This window comes from Paraburkholderia sp. GAS334 (assembly GCF_050436625.1).
GTDB lineage: Bacteria > Pseudomonadota > Gammaproteobacteria > Burkholderiales > Burkholderiaceae > Paraburkholderia.
The window spans coordinates 326,280-341,309 of sequence record NZ_JBNDMO010000006.1; the positions used below are offsets into that span (position 1 = coordinate 326,280).

Here is a 15,030-nt window from a genome sequence, read left to right on the forward strand (position 1 = left end):
GCGTTCGGTTAAATAGCAGGGTTTGCAGTCTGAATGGCGGCGCAGTGCCCCATGTGCGTCGATGGCGCCGGCAGCGCGCTGGCGGTTGCGAGTCCAGCTCGACGACTTGTCAGTGAACGGAGCATGACGTGGCGAGTCTCAGTTCTCCACCACCGCGCTATCGGGAACCTTTTGAACCGTTCTACGACCGATCAACGACAAGGCAGCGAGCGCGAGGATCGCAGCGCCGGCGGGCGCAACGGAGGTGAGGACGATATCGCGTACCGGCCAGCCGAGCGACAGCAAGCCGCCTCCAATCGCCGGCCCAACGAAGGAACCGACCCGCCCGATTGCATGCCCCCAGCCGACTCCGGTCGCGCGTATCTCCGGCGGATAGAAAGCGACTGCGAGCGCGGTCTGACCCATGATGCCGTTGACCAGACCGGCGCCGATCACGCCGATGAGCAGCAGCACGATGCCCGGCGTCACCGCCACCTGACTAAGTCCGGCAATGCTGATAATCACCAGCAACAATCCCAGAACCAGCGCCGATTTCACTCTGAGCCGGCCGGCAAGCGTCATGATCGCGACAGCCCCGGTCATCAGGATGTTGCCGCTCAGACCACCGATACTGAAGGCCGCCATGCCAACTGACGCATGGTCCGCTGAGAAGCCGAAATCCACCAGCAGCGTCGGCACCCAGAACAGCAGTGCATAGACGTCCATGAAGATCAGGAATGAAAACAGCCACAGCAGGCACGTGTAGGCGCCCAGACCATTTTCAAACAGCGCCTTGAGCGGGTTCGACACCCGCACGGCGGCGGCATCGGCTATTGCCGGGCTGCGCGCCGGGAGGATGCGAAAGAACGCGGGAACCAGCAGAAAAGGAAGGACGCCGCCGGTCACAAAGATAGATTGCCAGCCGAAGTGACTCATCAGAGGGCCCCCGGCCACGCCGCCCGTGACCGCGCCCACGGACATGCCGGTCGTAATGAGCAGGGACGCCGCCACCTTGTGCTTCGCGCCCATGATGCCGGCCGCCGCCGTAATGGCGATCGGCAACGCCGCGCCTAGACCGATGGCCGCCGCGAGGCGCATGGCGGACAAGCTGGCGATACTGCTCGCATACGAGGTCAGCAGCGTGCTCCCGGCGAACAGCACAACGCTGGCGACGCCGATGGAACGGTGTCCGAAACGTTGAGCGAGAGGACCGGAAACCATGAAACCGATCGCCGCGCCAATGTTCGTCGCCACAAAAACAGTGGTGAAAACCGCGGGCGCCAGGTGCCATTCATGAGCGAGCTTTGGCACGACAAAGGAGATCGACGTAGTATTGAATCCGTCCAGGACGATCACCAGGAAGCACACCAACAGGGCCAGTATTGGTCCTGCGCGGCGCGTTTTGGCCAAGCCGCCTTCTATCGACGGTTTCGGGTCTTTCGCATTCATCGAATCATCTCCTTATAACGCTGGCATATGCGCGGGCACATGGCCCGGTCGCAATGCTGTAGCCAGGCGTTAGCACACGCCTGTTGAACTGACGCACCATCACGGGTTTAGGCCCGGATAGACGTAGCAATGCGCTCTTGTAACGCAGGGGAAAAAATGCGCTTGGGAAGCATGCAGTGAATACCCTTTGGCGGGATAGTCGAGTAGACCGTTCCGGTCTGATTGGCGTATTGCGTCACACGGAAGCTACCGGCCACGCTATAGATCCCGTAGCAATCTTCCGGTGCAATGCCGCTGGAGGCAGACAGCCAGCTGATCATCTGGCGCAGGCAGGCCACCAGCGAATTCTCGAGGGAGTCGGAAAACCCGAAGCCGATCCAGTGGTCAGGCGTTTCCGCCATCGGCACATTCAGTGCAGCACTCTTGTGCAGGATGTACTGGATACGCATCTCTTCGAAGGCCGTCTCAATCGAGGTCTGATCGACGTTGCCTTCACCCGAGGCCCCCATGGAGCCGCCCGTCCACACCCGCGCACCGCTCACCTGTACAGGCAGGAAGATCGACGTATCCACACCCAGCACGGCACAGTCGAGATTGCCGCCATAATTGCCAGCCAGATTCGCGCTAATGGGCTTCTCGCCGGCCGGCTGCGCGGCGATATACGCCTGAAATGGCTTCAGCGGAATATTGACGCCGGGCACATACGCGGCGGCGGTCCTGTCCTTGTCGAATTTCAGATAGCGCAGGTAAGGCTTGAAATCGTGCGGCAATGCGCCGACGCCGGGAGGCGCGGAATTCCAGCCCCAGTCGATCGGCCGCATCTTCAACATACGGCATTCGATCAGATCGCCCGCTTCGGCACCGATGATCGAAACAGGCCCAATCAGCGAGAAGGGACCGTTGGGGTACTTCTTGCGGATCGGCTCGCGTTCCTTGAAGGTCAGCCCATACTTTGCCTCATTGCCCCAATTGGTCCACGTGCCGTCATACCATACGGTATCGCCCGACTTGATCGTGACCGCCGTCGGCGCGCTGGGCTCGATCTGCCCGACCTTGACCGTGTCCAGCGACGGCACCAGTTTGATGGTCTGACCTTCGCGCGAGGCTGCCGCGACGGCCGCCCCTTGCGACGTGCTGCTCTGCGCGCGAACCGCGCCGGACAAACCTAAAGCGCCCGCCGCAAACGCACCGAAACCAAGCTTCAAAATCGATCGGCGGCAAGCGTCTGTGGCGTCACATGTCGAGGCATACCTGTCGTCCGTGGCGCCTGTTACACCCACTGCATCGCGTTGTTCTGTTTCGTGTTTCATGAAAATCTTCCTGATATCGTTTCAATAGGACACGACGTGTCATCGCACAGTCGTTGCACCGATTGCTTCAATTGCACCCTTGACGACCTGATCATCGATCTCCGAGGGTGCACCGCTCGCGCCAACGGCGCCTAACAGATGCCCATCAATAAAGACGGGAAACACACCCCGAGCCGGCAGGAACGGAGCGAAATAACCCGAACTGGAAACATTGCTGTACTCCGAAGGATCGTCCTTGAAGCGCTGCTCCAGCGTTGCGCCGGACTGGCCGCCGAGCGCAACGGAGGCAAAGGCTTTGCCACGGGCGAAATCAACGCTGGCAAAGGGCGCGCCGTCCATGCGTAAAGCCATAATGAGGTGCCCCCCCGGGTCGAGCACGGCGAAACTCATCGCGAGATGGCGGCTCTGCGCAGTTGCCGATGCGATCTCAACAAGCTTCATTGCCTGCTTGATACTCAGCGAATAGCTTGCAAGCGGGGCCGCTGCCTGCTGCGCTTGAGTCGTCTCGGCGACGCAAACGTTGTTCAGAAAAACGAGGCACGCCGAACCCAGCAATGTGGCTAATACAGCCTTGTTTGACGGAGCTGAACGACGGAATCTCAAGCTAGTCTCCTCTTCATGACACCTCGAGCACCGCTCGATAGATGAAGCTTATGCTGGAGAGCGCGCGTCCCTATAACCAGAAAGATTGCGCGCTTACCAACAAGTCCAATAATCTTCGACCCACCTTATCGCTGAGAACGTAGCCCCCAGCGCCACTCTTAAAGTTGAACGTCTTATTGACCCGATGCGGATGCCGGTGTAGCGGGTTTCGATGCAGCGGCCTTACGCTCCGCGTCCATGAGATTCTGCGGATAGTTATCCTGATTGCCTGACTCGCGATAGCCGTTCTTCTCGAGGGCCTTCAACTCGGCGTTCTTCTTTTCCCGCCGGGCCTTGCTAGCAGCCTTCCGTTGGGCCTTGGCGACCTGCTTTGGCGTTGATGCGCCCATGAAAGAGGACGCCTGCTCGCCACTAGCCGGTTGAGCCGTCGCCACAGGCGCCTCGATAAGCACCAAACCAAGCGATACGACGAGTGCAGCTGAAACTGCACGAAACTGGACCATGATTGAGTCTCTTTGAAAGTTGAATTACTGAGGGCGGCGGGACAGTGCTGCAAGGCGCCCCAGGACCACTCGACGAAGTCCTGGGGAAATAGCAACGGTCCAACTGCGAGTCACACGCGGCAAACAACTACCGGGGCGCTTACTCGGTCGCGAATACCGCTACGCCCGCACCTGCAAACTGCTCTGAATGACCCGGTCCGTGCGGCACGAAGACACGATGAGACTCACCGTCCACCGCCACTGAGTGCGCGCCCATCGTGGTCGGAACAATCGCGACGATGCTGCGCGTAGCGGCGTCGATAATGCCGAGTGCCGGGTCGAACTTCGCCGTCTTGCTGCCAACCTGGGAGACGTTGTCGGCTGAACGGTGACCGGCGGCGAGGAAGTAACGATTGGACACCGGGTCGTACACGACTTCGTCCGCGCCGCCGAACGGCAACTCGGCGATGGTTTTGCCGTTCGTACGATCGATGATCACCGTAGTCTGCTTGCCACCCTCGTCCGGATCGCATCCGATCAGTGCATCGTTGCCCGGACCCATCGCGAGGCCGGTCGGGCCTTCACACCCCTTCAGCGAGAAAACGGTCGCAACGACAGGCTTGCCTTCGAGAACCGACGCGACCGGAATTACATCGACCTCCCCTTTTGGATTGGCTTTCGTGCCATCGTTGTTCAACACGAAGTTCTTGCCCTTCGGGTCATACGCGCAAGCTTCAAGACCGGTCGAGTCTTTCAACGAGAGTTTCCCGATCACTTCCTGGCTCTCGGTATTGATGAAGGTGGCAAAAGGCGGTTCCTCTGCGCCGCTCGAGAACATCACGACATGATGTTCAGGGTCCAGGCAGCTCTCGTCGGCGCGAATACCAGACGTGCTGACGGTAATGGTCTTAACCAGCTTTTTGGTTGCGACGTCGATCACCTTGACCGAGTTGACGTCGCCGACGTACACCAGCGACGTGCCCGGCACCGGCGTGACCCCCGACGGTCCCGATTTGTCATGGCTGGGTCCGATGCCGGCGAAGTTCGCCGAAATCTGGTCGAGCAGCGTGGCCGTTTTTGCGTCGAACACGTCCAGCGTGGCGTTCGCCCCGTCAGCCAGGTAGTACTTGCCGTCCGCCGACGCGCTGATGTCGAAGCCGAACGGCTTGGCGCTCGTCACCGGAATATTCGCAACCCATTTGGGCGCGGTCTCCGCCGCGTTGCTCGCCCACGTATAAGCGCCGACCGCGAGAGTACCGGCTAAAGCCAGGCCAAGGTATGTACGTTTCATGTGTTGACTCCTCCAATCAATCGTTAAAATTTCCAGTCGCAGCTGGGACGGGGAGTACTTCCCCAATTCGGTTATCGCAGCGCAGACAAACCTGCGAAATAAGGGTTCTTAGAAAGCGTGATACATGCCGATTCGCACGTCAGCCTGCTGACCTGCCAGCGAGGGCGCGAAACTCCCGCCGATGACGGGGTCCACGCCGGATGACGCCTTCAGGTAATCCGAGGAGATATAAACCTGAGTCCGTTTCGACAGCGAATAAAGCGCCGCTGCAGTCACCTGATTCCACGTGTGGCCTTCGAAGCCGGTGTGCTGATAACCCAGAACCAGTTGCGTGGCCGGCGTCACCTGATACGTCGCCCCGGTTTCATAGACATGCATGACCGAGGTCTGGGCCTGGTACTTCAGGGCGGTGTCGCTGAAGTCGCCGTAGAGCGTGAAGTCTCCAATCGCGTACGATGCGCCGATCCCGAACGTTCCCAGAGAGCTGATCTGGAACTCGGGCATCAGATCGGTCGCGGTATTGCCCGACACAGAGGCAACAGGCACATTGAAGAACGTGTGGACACCAATTTGCGCATAAGGGTCCAGCGTGGGCTTGGCCTCGTACGTGTACGCTGCCCCCACAATCAGAGGTCCATTGGTGTATTGCAAACCGGCACTCCAGCCGCTTCCGTCATGAAAACTTCCCGGCGTATTGCTAAAGCCGTACATCGCGCCAAACGTGAAGCCGCCCCATACGGGACTCGTGTACTTGATGGAGTTGTTCAAGCGGTCATTGTTGGTGTGGTCGAAGTCGCCCTGATGGATCGCGTAACCACTGCCGGAGGCGCCCACGTTGAACTGCCCAAAGAAATCCGCGCTGAAGTCGAACTGCCTGCCCATTGTCAGCGTGCCGTAGTCGGTCTGCAGACCCACCCATGCCTGCTGGCCAAATAAGGTGTTCGGCTGATTGAGCTGACCGTTGTTCAGGTTAAACAGCGACGACAACTTGAACACGGTCTTGATGCCGCCGCCCATATCCTCGGTGCCCGTCAATATCCATAGATTTGGAAAGAGCACGCCGCTATCGGCCTTGTAATTGTGGTGACCGCCTTCGTTGTCGACGAACGTGATACCGTCGTCCAGTTTGCCCGCCATCGTGATGCTGCTCTGCGCAAAGCTCGCACAGCTCAAACCAGCGCTGCACAGCCCCGCACCAATGACCGCGGCAATCAGCCTTCGTTTCATGTCTTCCTCACTCGCTCTTGGTAATGGACTCACTGCCAGCCGCTTCCGACTTCACAGCTCGCATTTATATGTTCGTTGTACGAATCATTTGGGAAGAAAAGACAAGCTAAAATAAACACACGACTCACCTGCAAGACAGCCAGATTGCCTCGGTCGTCGCCTTGGCCGACTTTCCGACCCACCACCACGCCAAATCCTTCCTTAAGCTCTACTTCTGCAATACTGGTGCAATCGACTGCCCCATGATCAACACTGAAAATCCGTTGACCGCCCTATTCTTCCGGTGCGTGCTCGACCGATCTCGCTACCGACAACGTTTTTGTCGGCCGGATCGTTATCCGGATAGTACGGAACATCGGGTTAAAGTCCTTGACCTCGAAGTCTCGCCGCTTATCAAAGCGTCCGTTTTCGTGACTAACGTTAGCCGGAAATAGCGACAACGACGGCAAAGGGCATGCAGGACTAACAACACAATGAGCGACAAACAACCCTGAGGTCATGTATCGCCTGGCAGAGTCAGCCGATCCGCTCCTTTCTGCCCCTTCCGAGCACGTCCGCGAGCACCGCAATGAGCAGAACGGCGCCAACGATCAATGGCTGCCAGTTTGAGTTGAGGTTCAGGAGGTTCATCCCGTCGATCACGAGCGCAAGAATGAGGCACCCGGACAACGTGCCGAGCAAGCTCCCTGCGCCACCGAACAGGGAGGTGCCACCGATCAATATGGCCGCGATAACGGGAAGCAGAAGCGGTTCGCCCATGGCTGAATCTGCTGCATTGACCCGCGCGAGATAGATAAGCGCGGCAATCCCGGACATCAAGCCGCTTATTGTATAAACGGCAATTTTGCGCCGACGCACCGGTATGCCTGAGAGCCTCGCAACCTCGCTATTGGCACCGATCGCGTAGATCTCCCGACCGAAGTTGAGTCCTCCCGTGACGATCGTCGCGCCAATCAGCACGAATACCATCATGTAGACGGGCAACGGTATGCCGCCGAGGAATCCTGTGCCCAGTGTTCTGAACCCCGTCGGAAAGCCGTAGATTTCGTTACCGCCCATGTAATGGAACGCGAGCCCCTGAACGACCCAAAGCATCCCATAGGTGGCGAGAAACGGTGGAAGCCGCAACAACGTTACAGCGAGACCATTGAGCAGGCCGATCAGCGTGCTGCATGAAAGCGCGGTGGCGGCCCCCAGAATCGGCGACCCGCCTGTCTTCATGACACCCGCCGCCAGACAGGCCGACAGCGTAAGATTGGCCGCGATCGAGAGATCAAAGCCGCCGGACAGGATCACCAGCGTGAGCCCGGAGGCGAGCAGGAACATCAGGCTCGCCTGACGCAGAACGTTGAGCAGATTGGGGGCTGTGGAGAACGCCGATGTCGTGAAAGCCAGTGCCATCGCAATCAAAACGATGAGTACGGCGCGATAGATCAGCGCGACCGTTTCCTCGCGGACATGATGACGCACATCCAGCTGGCTGACGCGGGACCATACGAAGCGGGAGTTGTTCAGAATACTCATGCTTTCGCTCCATTGACTCTGGACTTGCGCACACTATCGATAACAACGACGAGGAGCACCAGCATCCCGACGGAAACAACCTGAAGAGAGGACTCAATGCCAAGGAGATTCAAGGCATTGCGCAAAACGCCGATCGTCACGACGCCCATCACCGTGCCGAACAACCATCCTTCGCCACGCTCGAAAGACGTACCACCGAGAACCACGGCCGCAATGGCATCGAACTCCATGCCGATTGCCGAGTTGGGCTCTGCAGAATTCATTCGACCGACCAGCACCAGCGCCGCCAGGCCGACCATCAACCCACCGAAGACATAGATCGCAATGTGAAAGGCTTTGACCTTGATACCGGCGAGAAGCAGCGCATCCCGATTACCGCCGATGGCGAACACATAGGTGCCAAACCGGGTGTGATACAACAGGAGATGGGTAAGCGCATACGCGAGGAGCGCAAAGATCACCGGAAACGGAATGCCGAAAAGGGTCCACGCGTAGAGCTGGGCCACGCTGGGGTTCCCGACGACAACCGCGTTGCCGTCCGTCAGCACTAGCGCAATACCGTGGGCAATGCCGAGCGTACCGAGTGTGACAACAAAGGGAGGAAGCCCCAGCTTCGCGATGAGTGCGCCGTTGAAGAGACCCGTCAGCATCCCCAGCGCCACTGAAGCACATAACGCCGGCGCGATGCCCCAGCCCAACCCGAGCGTCTGAGCGAAAACGACCGCGCAGAGACTGAGGAGCGCGCCCACGGAGAGGTCGAGCCCCTCGCTCAGGATGACTAGTGTCATCGGCATGGCAATCATGAGCAGGATCGAGACCTGCAGTCCGATGTTGGTGATGTTGCCGCTCGATGCAAACCCGGGCACACCGAGCATCGCCACCACTGCAAGGACGCCGCTCGCAGCGACAATCGACGGCACAGGCCGTCGCTTTCGTATCACACCGATTCTTTCAACGCTTGCTTCCACGATTTAACTCCCGTGCATCGCCATGCGAAGAATGTTCTTTTCGCTCAAGCTTTCTCTGGGCAATTCACCCGAGACCACGCCTTCGCGCATGACGTATGCGCGATCGCAAACGTGAACAATCTCCGACAATTCAGAACTGATGAGCAGAACGGCGGCACCGTCTTTGATCAGTTTCTCGATCAGATTGAAAATTTCCGTCTTTGCGCCTATATCAATGCCCCGCGTCGGTTCATCAAATATGAACAGCCGGCAGCCGGCACTGAGCCATTTGCCGATCACGATCTTCTGCTGATTGCCGCCGCTGAGGACACGGGCGCTCTTACCGGGGTCACCAGGCGCGATCCGCAAGGAATCGATGAGCGCTTTAGTCGCACTCCTTGCTTTCTCCGCTTGATACCACCCTCTCGGAAACAGTTTCCACAGGCTGGCAGTGAGCAGGTTTTCGTGCACGGAGCGCTTTAGCGCCAGCCCTTCCTGCTTCCGGTTCTCAGGAATCAGACCCACGCCCATCGCCGCGACTTTGTGAGGACCTCCGGTCACAGCCTCCCCAAAGACGGTGACCTGGCCGGTTTCAATCGGGTCTGCGCCGAAGACCGCCCGCACGACCTCCGTGCGCCCGGCGCCGACAAGTCCCGAGAGTCCGACGATCTCGCCGCACCGAACCTGCAGATCCACACCTCGAACGCCGGTTGCGGTGGTCAGCTGGCGCACGTCGAGCGCGACCTTGCCCGGCTCGCCGAAATATTGGCGCTTGTACACCGTCCCGACTGACCGGCCAACCATCAATGCGATCAGTTCGTCGGGTGTCGCCGCGGTGGCCAGCATCGATTGCACCAGACGGCCGTCACGCAATACCGTGACGCGATCGCCGAGGTCGAACACCTCCTTCATGCGATGGGAGATATAGACAATCGCGGCACCGGACTCGCGCAGCTTCCTGACGACACTGAACAGCGCCTCGGCCTCACGATCGGAAATCGCTGCCGTCGGCTCATCCATGACCACCACGCGGGCATTGTGCGAGAGCGCCTTCGCGATCTCCACCATCTGCTGCTGCGCGACACCAAGGTCGGCTGCATAAGCATGGGTATCGTAGGCAAGGCCAAGTTCTTCGAGAGCGGCCCTGGCGTCGAGATGCATCTTGCGATGATCGATCAGGCCAAAGCGATTGCGCGGTTCGCGCCCAAGGTAGATGTTCTGCGCGATGTTCAAATGCGGTACGAGGGAGAACTCCTGGAAGATCACCGCAATGCCGAGGCGTTTGGCGTCAGCAGGCGACTCGATTGTTATCGGGCGGCCGTCGCTGAAGAACTCGCCGGAGTCGGCTCTGTACGCGCCGAACAGGACTTTCATCAAGGACGACTTCCCCGCGCCGTTCTCCCCGAGAAGCATATGCACTTCACCGGCATACAGCTGAAGGTCGACGTCAGTCAGGGCGCGCACACCTGGAAAGCTCTTGCAGATCTTGCGCAACTCCAGAAGAGGCACGCCACCGGTCGGAATCATTGTTTCCATGTTTGCCTTCATTTTGTGGCTTGAGCAGTCACTGGCGGTGCCGGCGTATCGTTTGAGCGATATCCGGCATCGCGACAGCGCGAACTCCTGGCTCGTTAGTTACTCACGACGTCGCCCCATTTCGGACACTGCCGTTTGTCGCCCGGCACTTCGAATGGCGCATAGTTCGTCTTGTCGATGACGATGCCCTTGATCAGAATGGTCGGCGGAACGGACTCCTTACGCACCGTTTTCACGGCCGCCATCGTGGCAATGCAGCCCATCTTGTAGCCGTTGAATTCGGCGGTCGCCAGCAGTCGACCGTCCTTGATGGCTTTGACCGACTCCGGCACGCCCCCGATACCCACCACCTTGACCTGCTTCTGCCCGGCCGCCTCCAATGCCTCAATGGCCCCCATCGCCATCACGTCTGCTGCCGCGAGAACACCGTCGATCTTTGGATTTGACTGAATCAGGTTTTCCATCACCTGAAGTGCCTGCAAACGCTGATAGTTCGCAGGCTGGGAGGCGAGAAGCCTGACGTTCGGGAACTCCTCCAGCGCCTTGTGGAAACCGCGTACCCGCTCGTCACTCGTGGTGGAACCCTTCACCCCTTCAAGAATGACGACATTGCCTTTCCCGCCCATGCTCTTCAGCAGATAGCGGCCGACGTCCAGCCCAAGATTGAAGTCATCGGCAACGACGACGGAGGCGAATTTGCCGCCTGCAACCCGGTCGTTGTAGTTGATGATCGGGATACCGATCGCGTTGACCTTCTCGATCTCCGGAACGACGCCATGAGGGTTGACGCCCATGAACAGCACAACGCTGGGTTTCTTGACACTGACGTCCTCGAGCTCGCTGAGCTGCTCGCCAAGATCATTGGGCCGCGTCGGCGCGTAATGGGTCACTGAAACGCCGAGATCGTTTGCTGCCGCGTCGACGCCGGCGTGGACGAGCGCGAAATGCGGGTCGACCTGATTCTTGTAGAAGGCCGCAACGCTCTCGCCAGTCGCAAATGCGTTTGGCCCTGCGGCAATGCCCAGTGCGAACGCACAGGTGATGAGAATGCGTTTTTTCGCCAGTCGGCTCGTCAGTTCCGTCGTCAGTTTCAAGGTCGTCTCCGTTTAACTGTTTTTTTGCGGGCCTCAAGCGAGTGCCTGAATCCGGTACGCCAGCCCGGTTGCGGGAATGCATCGCGGGAAGCACCTCCAATCTTGCGCACAATCCATGCAATCGTTTGCTTAAAGGCAAATCAATTATTAAGTCTTTACTGCATCGCGCCTGCCATTCCTGTTTTTCAGGAAACAATCTTTATGCAAACGTATGCACATACTATCCCGACAGATACCTTTGTCAATTCATTTATGACGCTCGGAGCATAGGGTTTTTACTTGCAACATTGAGAGCAACCCTTTGCACCTATACAATGACTTCCATGGCCAAAACATCAGAATCCCGGGCAACGAGCCGCGTCACCATTCGCGAAGTCGCGCTGCATGCGTCTGTCAACGCGTCGACGGTCTCGCGCGCCCTCAATCCTGCAACCCGTCACCTGATTGGGGACGAAGTTGTCCGCAGAGTGTTGGCGTCCGCGAAATCGCTCGGTTACCGTCAGAACAAGCTCGCGTCCGCGCTTCGCGGAGGGCAGTCAAGGGTGATCGGGGTGTGCTTGCCCGATATCGAGAACCCGGTATTTCCGCCGATTGTCTGTGGCATCGAGGAAGAACTCGCGGCCGAGGGCTATGGCGTCCTGATCGCCAACACCGTTGGCACGTTGAAAGACCAGGAACGCATGCTTGAGCAGATGCTCGAGCGCCAGGTCGACGGTCTGGTTCTCGCAACCGCCGCCCGTCACGACCCGTTAGTACGACGCTGCATTCTCGATGGCATACCCGTCGTGCTGGTGAATCGCGCGGAGGAAGGCGGACAGGTGCCGGAAGTGATCAACGACGACTTCCTCTCCATGAAGCTTGCGGTCGATCACCTGGTGGAGCTGGGGCACAAGCGGATTGCGCACCTCGCCGGCCCTGAGCGCCTCGCAACCGGGCTCTCGCGAATCCAGGGCTTCCAGATGGCCACGCAGCAGCATCGCCTGGCCGGAACGGTTATCCTCGAGGCCGCCGAATTCACGCGTGAAGCGGGCCGGGTGGCCTGCGACCAGCTGTTGAAAGAGCACAAAAGCGTGACCGCGATCATCGCCGCGAATGACCTGATCGCGCTGGGGTGCTATGACGTTTTCGCGGAACAGCGTCTGGTGTGCCCGAAAGATATTTCGCTCATCGGTCACAACGACATGCCGCTTCTCGACATGCTCCATCCGCCATTAACCACGCTGCGCATCCAGCACCGGGAAATGGGCCGGCAGGCCGCAAGACTGCTTCTCGGGATGATCGCGACACCGAGCGCGGCTCCACACCGCATTACGCTCCCGCCCGAACTGATGGTGCGCGGCTCGACCGCAACGCCACGCAACACGCCGCTGCGAGCGAGAGCACCGAAAACCGCGCCTGCTTCTGCCGAGTGAGCACAGAAGCGCTAAGGTTCAACCTGAAGCGCTTCGTTCAGGCGGCCTGATGCGTTGACGCGCGAGCCATTCGCGCGGTGCGTTACCGATCCGCGATTTAAAGAGCGTCGAAAACGCGCTCGACGTGAACCCAAGAACACGGGCCGTCTCTGCCACGGAAATCCCGTGAACAAGTGCGCACATCGCCGCCCCCACCTGCACCTCCCGGCGCCATCGGCCAACACTGGCGCCCAGTTCCCTGGTAAAAATCCGGCTCAACGTACGGCAGCTGACTCCAGCCTGGCTTGCTGCGTCCCCGAGCGCCATATCCCTGGTTGGATGCATAAGCATCGCCTCGCATAGCGCCGCGACACGGCTTCCCGATGACGGCATGCGGACAGCAAAATTCCCGGCGATTTCGGGCGCCGCAAGTAGTTCGTCGGACAACAGAGCCACAACCGCTGCACATGAGCGTTCGATCGTCGATCGTTGCGTGGCCGAGAAGATCGCGATCAATACGTCGGAGCAATGTAGAACGCGCGCCGCCGGTACGAAATCGGCGCTCAGGCCGGTATCGATTCGAAGCGCGCAGATATCAGCTTCGTACACCGCAGAGACGCTATGTGCGACGGCCGGCGGAAGCCAGATGCCATTGCCTTGTGTCACACAGTACGCGCGCCGCCCCGCCGTTATCCACACGCCACCTTGCCGAACATAGAGAAAGCAGCCGACCGCGGCGGATTGGGCATGCCGCCGTTCACCCGCGCCAAGCCGCGTATCCGTCACAACACAGGCGGAATGCATCATGCGCAACTTTTGCGGGTCGCCATGGAAAGCACGCGGGCGGTTACCACTGCCGTCGCCTCATCCGCAATGCTCAGGCCGCACAAACGGCATCGCCAGCAGAATCTTCGCCGGGCTGCGGGAACGGTTGTGCAATGCGCGCCGTTCTCCCGGCGCGATACGGCACGAATCGAAGGCCGCGAGAATAGCCTCGCCTGCATCGGTCATGACGACGACTTCACCTTCCAGCACCACATAATGTTTTTCAACGGGCGACGCATCCGAGGTGGTGTAGCCGCCCGGCTCGATCGCCGAAACGCCTAGCCACAGCGACTCTGCCGGTCCGGCTTCATGGCCTTGAAGCCGGACGCACCGCATCGAAAAGTGGTTGGGCGGAAAATATTCCGGCGCCTCTTCGAAGCGGGTTATGTTCATGGCTTGAGCAGAACCCGGTTCGCCGCGCCGCGGAAAACGGCCTGATACGCGAGCGCCGCGTCGGAGAGATCGAAGACAAAATCCTCAACGACAGGAAACGGCTTTAACGTGCCACGTTCGAAAGCCGGCAGCAACGCGTCGAGAATGCGCGCGCCTTCCGTGCTGTCGAGTGCGAGCGTATCGATGCCGACATAGGTGTGCTGCCCCCGATAGAACGTAAAGATGTCAAATGGCACCGGACGTTCGATGGTAGAGATGAAAATCTGCGTCCCTCGCACCGCCATGGCCTTGTTGGCCTTTTCGAAGTATGGACTGCCGACCGTGTTGTACACGATGTCCGCGCCATGGCCATCTGTCAATTGGCGAACCATCTCGTCGAGGTTTTGCGACGAGGCGTCGATCATGGTGACGTCGGCGTTCGCATGGCCGATGTACGGTTCATTCGTGCGTTCGACACCCAACACCTTTGCCCCAACCTGGGTCGCAAGCTGTATCGCTGCCTGCCCCACCTTCCCGTTTGCCCCCAGCACGAGGACGACGTCGCCTTCTTCCACGCCCCCGGCCCGTTGCAGTCCTTCGAAGGCGGTAACGAAGGGGACGCCGATTGCGCCCGCCTCCTCCATGGTCAGATTTCCAGGCTTGGCGCGCACACTGCCCACGGGCACGGCGAGATAGCCGGCATGCGTGCCATCGCGCCGGATACCCAGCTCGCCGCCGCTGCCCCACACTTCCTTGCCTAGCATCTCCTGCGGCCCCTCGACAACGATGCCGGCGTAATCCCGACCCGGCGTGCGCGGCCACACCGCATGCGGCATGAAGCCCAGCACAGCCTTCACGTCGCTCGGATTCACTGCAGCGCTCACCACGCGCACGAGACACTCGGCAAAGTCGACGTCCGGCGCATCTTGCGCGCCGATGTGCAGATCGAGCGAGTCGATATCGGCGCTCTTTTCCATGACACGAACTGTTTTCATTTTTA

At 59.5% G+C, this 15,030-nt stretch carries 14 protein-coding genes; 1 reads left to right on the plus strand and 13 read right to left on the minus strand.

Going from position 1 to position 15,030, the window contains the following annotated elements:
• Positions 1-138 precede the first annotated feature (138 nt).
• The 10 genes from P3T21_RS14410 to P3T21_RS14455 all read right to left on the minus strand — a co-directional run bounded on the left by P3T21_RS14410 (position 139) and on the right by P3T21_RS14455 (position 11,442).
• Positions 139-1,428: an MFS transporter gene (locus tag P3T21_RS14410; protein ID WP_429256597.1), complete on the minus strand. Its 1,290-nt coding sequence runs from the start codon at positions 1,426-1,428 to the stop codon at positions 139-141.
• A gap of 107 nt (positions 1,429-1,535) precedes the next feature.
• Positions 1,536-2,738, minus strand: a complete 1,203-nt coding sequence (locus tag P3T21_RS14415) for an acetamidase/formamidase family protein (protein ID WP_429256598.1) — start codon at positions 2,736-2,738, stop codon at positions 1,536-1,538.
• A gap of 39 nt (positions 2,739-2,777) precedes the next feature.
• A complete protein-coding gene (locus P3T21_RS14420; protein WP_429256599.1) occupies positions 2,778-3,341 on the minus strand; it encodes a GlcG/HbpS family heme-binding protein in 564 nt (187 codons plus the stop codon).
• A 173-nt stretch (positions 3,342-3,514) separates the two neighbouring features.
• Complete coding sequence (locus P3T21_RS14425) at positions 3,515-3,844, minus strand: hypothetical protein (protein WP_429256600.1); 330 nt, start codon at positions 3,842-3,844, stop codon at positions 3,515-3,517.
• Between the two features lie 139 nt (positions 3,845-3,983).
• Positions 3,984-5,114 carry a YncE family protein gene (locus P3T21_RS14430; protein WP_429256601.1) on the minus strand — a complete coding sequence of 377 codons (1,131 nt, stop codon included), beginning with the start codon at positions 5,112-5,114 and terminating at the stop codon, positions 3,984-3,986.
• Positions 5,115-5,222: 108 nt separating this feature from the next.
• A complete protein-coding gene (locus P3T21_RS14435; RefSeq protein ID WP_429256602.1) occupies positions 5,223-6,341 on the minus strand; it encodes a porin in 1,119 nt (372 codons plus the stop codon).
• Positions 6,342-6,857: 516 nt separating this feature from the next.
• Positions 6,858-7,865: an ABC transporter permease gene (locus P3T21_RS14440; RefSeq protein WP_429256603.1), complete on the minus strand. Its 1,008-nt coding sequence runs from the start codon at positions 7,863-7,865 to the stop codon at positions 6,858-6,860.
• Positions 7,862-8,740, minus strand: a complete 879-nt coding sequence (locus P3T21_RS14445; protein WP_429256638.1) for an ABC transporter permease — start codon at positions 8,738-8,740, stop codon at positions 7,862-7,864. Before P3T21_RS14445 ends, P3T21_RS14440 begins: the two co-directional genes overlap by 4 nt.
• Positions 8,741-8,836: 96 nt before the next feature.
• Entirely contained in the window at positions 8,837-10,339 is a 1,503-nt protein-coding gene (locus P3T21_RS14450; RefSeq protein ID WP_429256604.1) for a sugar ABC transporter ATP-binding protein, read from the minus strand.
• Positions 10,340-10,443: 104 nt separating this feature from the next.
• On the minus strand, positions 10,444-11,442 hold the full coding sequence (locus tag P3T21_RS14455; RefSeq protein WP_429256605.1) for a sugar ABC transporter substrate-binding protein: 999 nt from the start codon (positions 11,440-11,442) through the stop codon (positions 10,444-10,446).
• A gap of 125 nt (positions 11,443-11,567) precedes the next feature.
• Here P3T21_RS14455 and P3T21_RS14460 point away from each other — a divergent pair, with 125 nt between their 5' ends.
• On the plus strand, positions 11,568-12,854 hold the full coding sequence (locus P3T21_RS14460) for a LacI family DNA-binding transcriptional regulator (RefSeq protein WP_429256606.1): 1,287 nt from the start codon (positions 11,568-11,570) through the stop codon (positions 12,852-12,854).
• A gap of 18 nt (positions 12,855-12,872) precedes the next feature.
• Here the strand turns inward: P3T21_RS14460 and P3T21_RS14465 are convergent, their stop codons facing one another.
• The 3 genes from P3T21_RS14465 to P3T21_RS14475 are packed head-to-tail and all read right to left on the minus strand — an operon-like array spanning position 12,873 to position 15,025.
• Entirely contained in the window at positions 12,873-13,640 is a 768-nt protein-coding gene (locus P3T21_RS14465; RefSeq protein ID WP_429256607.1) for an AraC family transcriptional regulator, read from the minus strand.
• Between the two features lie 57 nt (positions 13,641-13,697).
• Positions 13,698-14,051, minus strand: a complete 354-nt coding sequence (locus P3T21_RS14470) for a cupin domain-containing protein (RefSeq protein WP_429256608.1) — start codon at positions 14,049-14,051, stop codon at positions 13,698-13,700.
• Positions 14,048-15,025 carry a quinone oxidoreductase family protein gene (locus tag P3T21_RS14475; protein WP_429256609.1) on the minus strand — a complete coding sequence of 326 codons (978 nt, stop codon included), beginning with the start codon at positions 15,023-15,025 and terminating at the stop codon, positions 14,048-14,050. The genes P3T21_RS14470 and P3T21_RS14475 overlap by 4 nt, the downstream gene beginning before the upstream one ends.
• Between the last annotated feature and the right edge of the window lie 5 nt (positions 15,026-15,030).

Coding starts and splice junctions, on each gene's coding strand:
- P3T21_RS14410 (WP_429256597.1), bottom strand. CDS start 1,428: ATGAATGCGAAAGACCCGAAACCGTCGATAGAAGGCGGCTTGGCCAAA.
- P3T21_RS14415 (WP_429256598.1), bottom strand. CDS start 2,738: ATGAAACACGAAACAGAACAACGCGATGCAGTGGGTGTAACAGGCGCC.
- P3T21_RS14425 (WP_429256600.1), bottom strand. CDS start 3,844: ATGGTCCAGTTTCGTGCAGTTTCAGCTGCACTCGTCGTATCGCTTGGT.
- P3T21_RS14430 (WP_429256601.1), bottom strand. CDS start 5,114: ATGAAACGTACATACCTTGGCCTGGCTTTAGCCGGTACTCTCGCGGTC.
- P3T21_RS14435 (WP_429256602.1), bottom strand. CDS start 6,341: ATGAAACGAAGGCTGATTGCCGCGGTCATTGGTGCGGGGCTGTGCAGC.
- P3T21_RS14440 (WP_429256603.1), bottom strand. CDS start 7,865: ATGAGTATTCTGAACAACTCCCGCTTCGTATGGTCCCGCGTCAGCCAG.
- P3T21_RS14445 (WP_429256638.1), bottom strand. CDS start 8,740: ATGCTCGGTGTGCCCGGGTTTGCATCGAGCGGCAACATCACCAACATC.
- P3T21_RS14450 (WP_429256604.1), bottom strand. CDS start 10,339: ATGATTCCGACCGGTGGCGTGCCTCTTCTGGAGTTGCGCAAGATCTGC.
- P3T21_RS14465 (WP_429256607.1), bottom strand. CDS start 13,640: ATGATGCATTCCGCCTGTGTTGTGACGGATACGCGGCTTGGCGCGGGT.
- P3T21_RS14470 (WP_429256608.1), bottom strand. CDS start 14,051: ATGAACATAACCCGCTTCGAAGAGGCGCCGGAATATTTTCCGCCCAAC.
- P3T21_RS14475 (WP_429256609.1), bottom strand. CDS start 15,025: ATGAAAACAGTTCGTGTCATGGAAAAGAGCGCCGATATCGACTCGCTC.